Source organism: Pseudomonas sp. L13, from assembly GCF_009935965.1.
Classification (GTDB): Bacteria; Pseudomonadota; Gammaproteobacteria; order Pseudomonadales; family Pseudomonadaceae; genus Aquipseudomonas; species Aquipseudomonas lactis.
Genome location: NZ_QODJ01000040.1, coordinates 45,972 through 57,235, shown reverse-complemented (window position 1 = coordinate 57,235; position 11,264 = coordinate 45,972). Strand labels below are relative to the sequence as shown.

Annotated in this window: 9 protein-coding genes; 2 read left to right on the top strand and 7 right to left on the bottom strand. The window is 61.1% G+C overall.

All coding sequences use genetic code 11. The features are described from left to right. Positions 1–179 precede the first annotated feature (179 nt). From DK871_RS19285 to DK871_RS19270, 4 genes are all read right to left on the bottom strand, one after another. Positions 180–587, bottom strand: coding sequence for a SufE family protein (locus tag DK871_RS19285; RefSeq protein ID WP_161906302.1), 408 nt, complete (start codon positions 585–587; stop codon positions 180–182). Then, on the bottom strand, positions 584–1,789 hold the full coding sequence (locus DK871_RS19280; protein WP_161906301.1) for an aminotransferase class V-fold PLP-dependent enzyme: 1,206 nt from the start codon (positions 1,787–1,789) through the stop codon (positions 584–586). The genes DK871_RS19285 and DK871_RS19280 overlap by 4 nt, the downstream gene beginning before the upstream one ends. 68 nt (positions 1,790–1,857) lie before the next feature. Further along, entirely contained in the window at positions 1,858–2,892 is a 1,035-nt protein-coding gene (dapD, locus tag DK871_RS19275) for a 2,3,4,5-tetrahydropyridine-2,6-dicarboxylate N-succinyltransferase (protein ID WP_034126827.1), read from the bottom strand. 31 nt (positions 2,893–2,923) lie between these two features. After that, a complete protein-coding gene (locus DK871_RS19270; RefSeq protein ID WP_229999207.1) occupies positions 2,924–3,232 on the bottom strand; it encodes an arsenate reductase in 309 nt (102 codons plus the stop codon). A gap of 265 nt (positions 3,233–3,497) precedes the next feature. Between DK871_RS19270 and DK871_RS19265 the strand changes: the two genes are divergently transcribed. Then, entirely contained in the window at positions 3,498–5,141 is a 1,644-nt protein-coding gene (locus DK871_RS19265) for a Na+/H+ antiporter (protein ID WP_161906300.1), read from the top strand. Positions 5,142–5,152: 11 nt separating this feature from the next. Here the strand turns inward: DK871_RS19265 and dapC are convergent, their stop codons facing one another. The 3 genes from dapC to map all read right to left on the bottom strand — a co-directional run bounded on the left by dapC (position 5,153) and on the right by map (position 10,045). After that, a complete protein-coding gene (gene dapC, locus DK871_RS19260; protein ID WP_161906299.1) occupies positions 5,153–6,352 on the bottom strand; it encodes a succinyldiaminopimelate transaminase in 1,200 nt (399 codons plus the stop codon). Between the two features lie 143 nt (positions 6,353–6,495). Beyond that, complete coding sequence (locus DK871_RS19255) at positions 6,496–9,198, bottom strand: [protein-PII] uridylyltransferase (protein ID WP_161906298.1); 2,703 nt, start codon at positions 9,196–9,198, stop codon at positions 6,496–6,498. A 64-nt stretch (positions 9,199–9,262) separates the two neighbouring features. Continuing rightward, a complete protein-coding gene (gene map, locus DK871_RS19250) occupies positions 9,263–10,045 on the bottom strand; it encodes a type I methionyl aminopeptidase (protein WP_003189156.1) in 783 nt (260 codons plus the stop codon). A 388-nt stretch (positions 10,046–10,433) separates the two neighbouring features. Between map and rpsB the strand changes: the two genes are divergently transcribed. After that, the gene (gene rpsB, locus DK871_RS19245) at positions 10,434–11,171 is read left to right on the top strand and encodes a 30S ribosomal protein S2 (RefSeq protein WP_003189158.1); all 738 of its coding nucleotides are present in this window, start codon (positions 10,434–10,436) and stop codon (positions 11,169–11,171) included. Positions 11,172–11,264 lie beyond the last annotated feature (93 nt).

The window sequence follows — 11,264 nt, the reverse complement described above, 5'->3', positions numbered from 1 at the left end:
GCGGCTAAACCGGCATCCCTGCCGGTTTACCCCCCAAATCACTGTCGAATTCCGGCCAGCGTGGTTTGACGGGGCGCTTAAGATCAAAATCAAAAGCAGATCAAGAGCGACTCGCTTCGCATCGTGGTTACCGTCGGTTACCTATGGCCATCCCAGGTAAGCCAGCTTCCACATTATTTCTATATACGCGTCAGGTCTCGCATGCGTTGCAGTACGGCATTCAAACCATTGCTGCGCGACGGCGATAGCTGGCGCGACAAGCCCAGTTGATTGAACCAGTCAGGCAGGTCAACTGCTTGCAATTCATCAGCCGACAGCCCATTGACCCGCGCCAGCAGCAACGCCACCAACCCACGAATCATCCGCGCCTCACTGCTCGCAGCAAACTGCCAATGGCCTTCCTGCAGACGCCCCACCAGCCACACCAGGCTCTCGCAACCCTGCACCAGATTAGCGTCGACCTTTTCGTCATCAGCCAGGGCGGGCAAGCGCTCACCCCATTGCATCAGCATCCGCGCGCGCTGTTCCCAACTGCCAACGGCCTGGAAAGCTTCCAGTGCGGCGTGTGCCTCCAGCGGCAAGCTCATCGCAGCATGTCCAGCGCCTGGTCCAGCGCTTCAAAAAAGCGCTCCAGGTCGTCGGAATCGTTGTAGAGCGCCAGGGAAACGCGGATTGCACCTGACAGATTCATCGCCTTCAACAGCGGCATCGCGCAGTGATGACCGGCACGTACGGCAATGCCTTGCTCGGTCAGCAGGTGGGCGAGGTCGGCGTTGTGCACGCCCTCCACCACAAAACTCACCAGCGCCACCTGCGGTGAGCCCAGCACGCGCACGCCATTGCGTGCCTTAAGCCCACGCAGCAAATAGTCATGCAGGGCGGCTTCGTGGGCGGTCACCGCCGAAGCATCCAGCGAACCCAGGTAATCCAGGCTCGCGCCCAGGCCGATCACGCTGGCAATCGGTGGAGTGCCGGCTTCAAAGCCCAGCGGCGCGGGGCGAAAGCTGGCGCTGTGATAGTCGGCCTGTTGCACCATCTCGCCGCCGAACTGCCAGTGGCGCAGGTGATGCAGGGCTTCATTACGGCCATAAAGCACGCCGACGCCGTCCGGGCCGTAGAGTTTGTGGCTGGAAAACACGTAGAAGTCGCAACCCAGGGCCTGCACGTCGTGGCGGCCATGGACAATGCCTTGGGCGCCGTCCACCACCGTGAGGGCGCCGTGTGCCTGGGCCAGCTTCAGCAAGGCTTGCAGCGGCTGCCAGGCACCGAGCACGTTAGACAACTGGCTCACCGCCAGCAGGCGCGTGCGTGGGCCAATCAAGCTGGCGGCGGCGTCCAGGTCGATCACGCCGTCAGCGTCCAGAGGCAAGACCACCAGCGTGAGTGCGCGGCGTTTGGCCAATTGCTGCCAGGGCAACAGGTTGGCGTGGTGTTCCAGGGCGCTGATGGCAATCTCATCGCCCGCATTGAATAAGTGCTCCAGGCCATAGGCCAGGAGGTTCAGCGCAGAGGTGGCGCCGTGGCTGAACACAACCTGCCCACTGTCACCTGCGTTCAACCATTGCGCGACCTTGCTGCGGCTGTCTTCAAAGGCCTGGGTCGCATGGGCCCCGGGCAAATGCTGGGCACGGTGCACATTGGCTGCGCCATTGGCGTAGTAATGACTGATGGCATCCAGCAGGGCTTGGGGTTTTTGCGTGGTGGCGGCGCTGTCCAGGTAGGTCTGGTCTTGCCGTTGCAGGGTGGCGATGGCCGGGAAGTCGGCGCGCCAGGGGGAGGGCACAAGCATGGTGATCAAGACTCGTATAAGCGAGCCGCTCCCGAAGGTGCGGCCCGCTAGTGGCATCGAGTGGCTGCTTAGTTGTGAGCGTGCAGCGCTTCGTTCAGTTCGATGGCCGATTTGTGGGTTTTGCACTCCACGGCACCGGTCTCGGAGTTACGACGGAACAGCAGGTCCGGCTGGCCAGCCAATTCGCGTGCCTTGACCACCTTGACCAGTTGGTTCTGCTCGTCCAGCAGGGCAACCTTGGTGCCGGCGGTAATGTACAGGCCCGACTCCACGGTGTTGCGGTCGCCCAATGGGATACCGGTACCGGCGTTGGCGCCGATCAGGCAGCCTTCGCCGACTTTGATCACGATATTGCCGCCGCCCGACAAGGTGCCCATGGTGGAGCAACCGCCGCCCAGGTCCGAGCCCTTGCCGACAAATACGCCCGCCGAGACGCGGCCTTCGATCATGCCCGGGCCTTCGGTGCCCGCATTGAAGTTGACGAAGCCTTCGTGCATCACGGTGGTGCCTTCGCCCACGTACGCGCCCAGGCGGATACGTGCGGCGTCCGCAATACGCACACCGGCCGGTACGACGTAGTCGGTCATTTTCGGGAACTTGTCCACCGAGAACACTTCCAGCAGGTCGCCACGCAGGCGCGCTTCCAGTTGGCGCTCGGCCAGCTCGTTGATGTCGATGGCGCCCTGGCTGGTCCAGGCCACGTTCGGCAACTGCGGGAACACACCGGCCAGGCTCAGGCCGTGGGGCTTGACCAGGCGATGGGACAGCAGGTGCAGCTTGAGGTAAGCCTCAGGCGTGGAGGTCAGTGCTGCGTCTTCGGCCAGCAGGGTCGCGACCAGCGGTGTGTGGCTTTCAGCCAGGCGGCTGAGCAGAGCGGCCTGGGCAGCATCGACGCCTTTGAGCGCGTCGGCCAGTTGCAGGGCCTGGCTCACGGTGAAGGTGATCGCCTGGTTGCCTTCGGTGTAGCCGAGGATCGGTGCGATGGCGGCTACGATTTCAGCCGACGGGTTGAGCAAGGGTTGTGCGTAAAACACTTCCAGCCAAGCACCTTGGCGGTTCTGAGTGCCGACGCCGAAGCCCAGGCTGAACAGGGAATTGGACATGCTGTTACCTCTACAAAAATGGAAGGCTGGCCTACTTGAGGGCCGCCGAATAACTATCTGGCTTGAAGCCAATCAGGGTTCTGTCACCGAGATCGAGCACCGGGCGCTTGATCATCGAGGGTTGTGCGAGCATCAATTCAATGGCTTTCGACTGATCGAGATCGGCTTTGCGTTCGTCTTCGAGTTTGCGAAAGGTGGTGCCCGCACGGTTCAAAACCACCTGCCAACCGTGCTCGTTGCACCATTGGGTCAAGTGTTCGCGGTCGATACCGGCCGTTTTGTAGTCATGGAACTCATAACTCACCCCGTGCTCATCGAGCCAGGTGCGCGCCTTTTTCATGGTGTCGCAGGCTTTTATGCCGAAAAGGTGCAAGGTTTTGCTTGAAGCACTCAAGGAATTGCCCCCCTTTGGACCTATGAAAATGAAAGATCACGGATTATGCCACGACCAGCGGGTTTCGGCGCCGCTCGTCAACAGCGTGCGACTTTTGTGCAAAAGCCGGTGCGCAGCCTAGGCGAGTAACATAGCCAGGTAATATGGCACTTCAACGGCCAGTTGTTGCCTGATGTGTCGTTGCAAGTCGATTGTCCGGGAAACCCGCGTTATGCAAACCGCCTACACCGTCCTTATCCTGCTGATGCTGGTCAGCCTTTCGCGCCTCGTCGGGCGCGTCATCCCACTGCCGTTGCCCCTGGTGCAGATCGCCGCCGGCGCCTTGCTGGCCTGGCCCACGTTGGGGCTGCACGTGGCGCTGGACCCGGAGCTGTTCCTGTTTCTGTTCCTGCCGCCGCTGCTGTTTTCCGATGGTTGGCGCATGCCCAAGCGCGAGTTGTGGCGCCTGCGTGGCCCGATCCTGACATTGGCGGTGGGGCTGGTGCTGTTTACCGTGGTGGGCGCTGGCTATTTCATCAATTGGTTATTGCCAACCATCCCGTTACCGGTGGCTTTCGCCCTGGCCGCGGTTTTGTCACCGACGGACGCCGTGGCGGTGTCGGCCATTTCCCAGAACCGTTTGCCCAAGCCGCTGATGCACATGCTCCAAGGCGAAGCCTTGATGAATGACGCATCTGGCCTGGTGACCTTCAAATTCGCCCTGGCTGCAGCGTTGACCGGGGTCTTTTCCCTGGCAGATGCCAGCCTGACGTTTGTACTGGTGGCGGTGGGCGGGCTGGCGATCGGGGTGGCGTTGAGCTGGCTGGTCGGCCGCCTGCGCGCCTGGATGATCGCGCGGGGTTGGGATGACCCGGCGACCCATGTGGTGTTCATGTTGCTGCTGCCCTTTGCGGCGTACGTACTGGCTGAACGCCTGGGCGCGTCCGGCATTCTCTCGGCGGTGGCGGCGGGCATGATGCAAAGCTGGCTCGACCTGCTGCCGCGCCAGACCAGCACGCGCCTGCTCAACCGCAGCGTGTGGTCGTTGCTGGAATTTGCCTTCAACGGCTTGATCTTCCTGCTGCTGGGCCTGCAACTGCCAGACATCATCAAGGCCGTGGTCAGCCATGAAACCACGCTGTGGCCCACCCTGATGTATCGCTGCCTGGACGTGGTGGCGATCTTCCTGGTGCTGGTGGTATTGCGTTTTATCTGGGTGCAGAGCATCTGGCGGCTGTCGGGGTTGCTGCGCCGGCTGCGGGGCAAAAGCGCGCTGACCCTGGTGCCGACGGCCCGTTCCTGCTGGCTGTTGACCGTCGGCGGTGTGCGCGGTGCGGTGACGTTGGCGGGCGTCATGTCGGTGCCCTTGCTGCTGGCGCCGGGCCAGGATTTTCCTGAGCGTGACCTGCTGATCTTTATCGCTGCCGGGGTGATCCTGCTGTCGCTGGTCGCTGCCTGCATCGCGCTGCCGTTACTGCTGCGTGGCGTCGAAAAAGGCCCGGATGAAAAACGCCACAACGAAGTGCGCGAGGCCTGGAAAAAGACCGCCGTGGCGGCGATCCATGCGCTGGAGGCTCAGGAGCCCGCCGAAGCCGAAACCCCGGATGCCGCTCAAGCGGCATTGGCCACGGAGCTCAAGGCGCGGCTGATGGCGGAGTATCGTCATCAGTTGGACGTCTTCAATGACTCGGCCGAAGCCCAGGCGCTGGCGCTGCAGATGGACCAATTGGAGCGCAAGTTGCGGCTCAAGGCCCTGCGTGCTCAGCGGTTGGAGTTATATAGCTTGAGCCGTCATCACCAGATTGGTGATGACGTGTTGAGGGAGGTGTTGGCGGAGTTGGATATGAGCGAGGCGAATTTGGGTTACATGAAGTGACCCGTAGGCCCTTAACCGCGACGCTGGATAAAGTCGCGAATCCGCTCAGCCGCTTCCACACATTCCGCCAACGGCGCCACCAACGCCAGGCGCACACGCCCAGCGCCAGGGTTGAAACCGTCTACTTCACGCGACAGGTAAGAGCCTGGCACCACCGTTACATGTTCTTCCACGAACAAATCGCGGCAGAAAGCGGCGTCGTCACCTTCTACATTCGGCCACAGGTAAAAGCCGCCGTCGGGGCTTTGTACATCCAGCACCGGCTTGAGGATCGCCAGCACAGCGTCGAACTTCTCGCGGTACAGATCACGGTTGGCCAGTACATGGGCCTCGTCCTGCCAGGCCGCAATGCTTGCAAGCTGGGTTTGCACCGGCATCGCGCAGCCGTGGTAGGTGCGGTACAGCAGGAAGGCCTTGAGGATCTCGGCGTCACCGGCCACAAAGCCTGAGCGCAGGCCTGGCAAGTTGGAGCGCTTGGACAGGCTGTGGAACACCACGCAACGCTTGAAATCCGAGCGGCCCAGCTCGACGCAGGCGCTGAGCAGGCCCGGCGGTGGGGTTTGCTCGTCGAAGTACAGCTCGCTGTAGCACTCGTCGGCGGCGATGACGAAGTCATACTCGTCGGCCAGGGCGATGAGTTTTTTCAGCGTATCGACGGGGATCAGCGCGCCGGTCGGGTTGCCTGGCGAGCACAGGAACAGGATCTGGCAACGTTTCCAGATGTCGGGGGAGACGGCATTGAAGTCCGGGTTGAAGCCATTACTGTCCAGGCATGGCAGGTAGTGCGGCTTGGCCCCGGCCAGGAACGCGGCGCCTTCGTAGATCTGGTAGAACGGGTTGGGGCTCACCACCAGCGCGTCGTCGCCACGGTTGACCACGGTCTGGGTGAAGGCAAACAGCGCCTCGCGCGTACCGTTGACCGGCAAGATGTTGCGCGCCGGGTCCAGCCAGCCCTTGGGCACGTTGAAGCGGCGTTCGCACCAAGCGCCGATGGCTTCGCGCAGTGCCGGGATACCCAAGGTGGTCGGGTACACCGCCATTTGATCAAGGTTATTGCTCAAGGCCTCGGCAACGAAGGCCGGTGAGGTGTGCTTGGGCTCGCCGATGGACAGGGCGATCGGGCGCTTGTCCGGGTTCGGCGTCACGCTGCCGAGCAGGGCGCGCAGTTTCTCGAAGGGGTAGGGCTGCAACTGGTTAAGGGCGTTGTTCATATAAGCCTCTATCACGGTGAGCGCGGACCCTGTGGGAGCTGGCTTGCCTGCGATGGCATCACTGCGGTCAACCTGACGGACCGAGGTGTCTGCATCGCAGGCAAGCCAGCTCCCACAGGGCTCCTGTTCACAAAGTTAAGAATTCAAATGGTCAGTCGGGTCAGCTCGACGCCGGGCTCCTGGCTAACGCTCAATTGCTCCACGATTGCCGCCTGTAAACGCAGGCACAACTCCGGGTCGGACAGTGGCTGGTTGTCGGCGTCGGTGATAAAGAACACGTCTTCCACGCGCTCGCCCAGGGTCGCGATCTTGGCGTTCTGCAACGACAGGTCGAACTCCAGGAAGATCCCACCGATACGCGCCAGCAGGCCCGGGCGATCCGGGGCGCTGAGCTCCAGCACCGTCACCGGTCGCTGGGCGTCGTTGGATATGGTCACCTGGGGCGCAAAGGCAAAGTGCTTGAGCTGGCGCGGCACCCGGCGCTGGATGATGGTGGGGTAGTCGTCGGGGTTGCGCAGGGCTTCGGTGAGGCCCTCGCGGATCTTTTTCACGCGCGCCGGGTTGTCGCCAATCGAGTCGCCGTCGGTGTCGAGCACGATGTAGGTGTCGAGGGTGAACTGGCTGCTGGAGGTGATGACCCGGGCGTCATGGATGTTCAGGTTGAGCTGGTCCATGGCCGCCACGGTCACGGCGAAGAAGTCGTGCTGGTCGGGCGCGTAGATGAAGATCTGCGTGCCGCCTTCGAATTCGCGCTGGGTGGTTTCCTTGATCAAGACCAACGGGCCGCCATCGGCGGGCTGCTGCAGGATCGCGTCACTGTGCCAGGCCACGTCGCCGGCGGTGTGGCGCAGGAAATAATCGTCACCCAGTTGCGACCAGAGTTGCTCGACGTCGTCCGGGTCGTTACCGCCACGCACCAGGATATCCAGGGCTGCGCTTTGGGTGCGGCGGATCTGTTCTTCGCGGTCCACCGGGTTCTCCAGGCCACGGCGCAGGGCGCGCTTGGTCTCGGTGTACAGCTGGCGCAACAGGCTGGCGCGCCAGGAATTCCACAGCGTGGGGTTGGTGGCGTTGATGTCGGAGACGGTCAGCACATACAGGTAATCCAGGCGGGTTTCATCGCCGACGATGCCGGCAAAGTCGTGAATCACCTGTGGGTCGGACAAGTCCTTGCGCTGGGCCGTGGTCGACATCACCAGGTGGTTCTGCACCAGCCAGACAATCAGGCGGCTGTCCCACAACGGCAGCTGGTGGCGCTGGCAGAAGGCTTCGGCATCCACCGCGCCGATCTCCGAGTGGTCGCCATGCCGGCCTTTGCCGATGTCGTGGTACAGGCCGGCCAGGTAAATCAGTTCGGGCTTGGGCAGCTTGGCCATCAGCTTACTGGCCAGCGGGAATTTCTCTGACACCTGGGTGTACTGCAACTTACGCAGATGCTTGATCAGGTTCAGGGTGTGGGCATCGACGGTGTAGATGTGGAACAGGTCGTGCTGCATCTGCCCGACGATAAAGCCGAACTCCGGCAGGTAACGCCCGAGAATGCCGTAACGGTTCATGCGCCGCAGGTTGCGGTGGATGCCGATGCGGCACTTGAACAGCTCGATAAACAGGCTGGTATTGCGGATGTCGTTGCGAAAGTCGTCGTCGATCAGGTGACGGTTTTCCCGCAGCAAACGGATGGTGTCGGCGCGCACGCCTTTGATCTCTGGCTGCTGGGCCATCAACACGAAGATTTCCAGCATGGCGAACGGCGTGCGGCGGAACACATTGTCGTTGCGTGCTTCGATATAGCCGTCGTGCAGCTGGAAACGCGCATTGATCGGCTGGGGTGGCGCTTCGTCTTCGGGGGCCAGGATCACTTCTTCGAAATGCTGGATGATCAAGTCGCTGAGCTGGGCAATGCTCATGACCACCCGGTAGTACTGCTGCATGAAGCTCTCAATGCTGGTCTTCGCGTCCTCGCCCTCAAAGCCCAGCAAGGTGGCGATAGAGCGCTGGTGATCGAACAGCAGGCGGTCCTCGGAGCGCCCGGCCAGCATGTGCAGGGCGTAGCGCACCTTCCACAAAAATTCCTGGGACGAGGCCAGCAGGGTGTTTTCGCTCTCCACCAGAAAACCTTCGCCGGCCAGGGCACGCAGGTTCAGCGTGCCGTATTGGCGGCGCGCCACCCACAAAATCGTCTGGATATCCCGCAGCCCGCCCGGTGAGCCTTTGACGTTGGGTTCCAGGTTGTATTCGGTGTCGTTGTACTTGTGGTGCCGCGCTTTCTGCTCGGCGCGCTTGGCCAGGAAAAAGTCTTTGCTCGGCCACATGTGTGCGGTGCTGGTGACTTCGAGCATGCGCTGGCGCAGGCGCTCGGGGCCGCAGATGGTGCGGCTTTCCATCAGGTTGGTGACCACCGTCAGATCGGCACGGGCCTCTTCGGCGCATTCGTCCACCGAGCGTACGCTCTGGCCGACTTCCAGGCCGATGTCCCACAGCAACGTCAGAAAGCGCTCGATGGAATCACGAAAGGTCTCATGATCGGCCTTGTCCAGCAGGATCAGCAGGTCGATGTCGGAGTAGGGATGCAGTTCGCCGCGGCCGTAGCCACCGACCGCCACCAGGGCGATATCGGCGTCGAAACTCCAGTTGAACTGCTCCCAGGCCTTTTGCAGGATGTTATCGACGAACCAGGCGCGGTCTTCGATCAGGCGGCGAATATCCCGGCCGCTGCGAAAGCGCGCATCCAGCACCTCGCGGGCTTGGCGGATGGCCTTCTTGAAAGCGGCGATAGGGCTTGCCTTCAATGCCAGCTCGGCCTGGAACTGGCCACGGTCGAAGAGTTCGGGATCCACCTGGGGCATCGATCGGCTTTCCTTTCTATCTATCAGTCAGTCACAACACGCTGTGGGAAAACCTGGGCAACCTTCAGGCCGAAACGCGTGGGATGGTGTCGTCGGCGCGCAGGGTGAAGATCTCATAGCCGGTGTCGGTGACCAGCAGGGTGTGTTCCCACTGGGCCGAGAGCTTGCGGTCCTTGGTGATCGCAGTCCAGCCGTCGCCCAGCACCTTGGTGTCGGCCTTGCCCTGGTTGATCATCGGCTCGATGGTGAAGGTCATGCCGGCCTTGAGCTCCATGCCGGTGCCGGCGCGGCCGTAGTGCAGGATCTGCGGCTCTTCGTGGAATACCTTGCCGATACCGTGGCCGCAGAATTCGCGTACCACCGAGAAGCCATTCTTTTCCGCGTGCTTCTGGATCACTTCACCGATGTCACCCAGGCGGCAGCCGGGCTTGACGATTTCGATGGCCTTGTACATGCATTCCTGGGTGACCTGGGACAGGCGCTCAGCCCACACTGGCACATTGCCGACGTGGAACATGCGGCTGGTGTCGCCGTGGTAGCCGTCCTTGATCACTGTGACGTCGATGTTCAGGGTGTCGCCGTCCTTCAGTGGCTTGTCACCGGGAATGCCGTGGCACACCACGTGGTTGATCGAGGTGCAGATCGACTTGGGAAAGCCTTTGTAATTCAGCGGGGCAGGGATGGCTTTTTGCACGTCGACTATATAGTCGTGGCAGATACGGTCCAGCGCTTCGGTGGTGACGCCGGGCTTGACGTGTTCGGCGATCATTTCCAGCACGTCGGCAGCCAGTTTGCCGGCAACGCGCATGCCTGCGATGTCTTCGGCGGTTTTCAAGGTAACGGTCATACAGGCTCTCTCTAGCGCGACGCGCTGAAATCAATACGGTTCACGGGGGGCGCGACAAAGGGTTACAGCATTCGCGCAAGTCCCAAAAAACGCGATTCTAACAGACGATGCTGGCAAATCATGCGCATGTGGTGATCGCTTCTCTCTATGAGGTAGAGGCATGTTGGCTGTATTCAAGGGCTTACGCAAAGACGACGACCGGCAAGTGTGATTGCGGGTTTCGTTTTTGCCGATGCTGTGGTATAAAATGCGCCGCTTTCCGGGGATACCCCGCAAAGCTTAAATCCACACACGTGTCGACACGATGACCTGGGTGCCGGAGGCCTTGATGCCGCTGGTTGGTCATTGGGATACGTGGAGGCCAAACCCGACTTATTAAGGAACTATCATGTCCCAAGTCAACATGCGCGATATGCTGAAGGCCGGTGTGCACTTCGGTCACCAGACCCGTTACTGGAACCCGAAAATGGGTAAGTACATTTTCGGCGCGCGTAACAAGATTCACATTATCAACCTTGAAAAAACCCTGCCAATGTTCAACGAAGCGCTGACTTTCGTAGAGCGTCTGGCCCAGGGCAAAAACAAGATCCTGTTCGTCGGCACCAAGCGTTCCGCTGGCAAGATCGTTGCTGAAGAAGCAGCACGTTGCGGTTCGCCGTATGTCGACCACCGCTGGTTGGGCGGCATGCTGACCAACTTCAAAACCATCCGTGCTTCCATCAAGCGTCTGCGTGACCTTGAAGTGCAAGCCGAAGACGGTACTTTCGCCAAGCTGACCAAGAAAGAAGCGCTGATGCGCTCCCGTGACCTGGAAAAGCTCGATCGTTCCCTGGGTGGTATCAAGGACATGGGCGGTCTGCCTGACGCACTGTTCGTGATCGACGTTGACCACGAGCGCATCGCGATCACCGAAGCCAACAAGCTGGGCATCCCGGTTATCGGCGTAGTCGATACCAACAGCAGCCCGGAAGGCGTTGACTACATCATCCCAGGCAACGATGACGCAATCCGCGCTATCCAGCTGTACATGGGTTCGATGGCTGACGCTGTAATCCGTGGTCGCAACCACGTTGCTGGTGGTACCGAGCAGTTCGTTGAAGAAGCTCCGGTAGCTGCCGCTGAGTAATTGACGCCCTGGCGTTGACTCAGTAAGCAAAAAGGGGGCTTGGCCCCCTTTTTGCCACCTCGAAAACCATTTGTCGGCAGCGCAGCTACATCA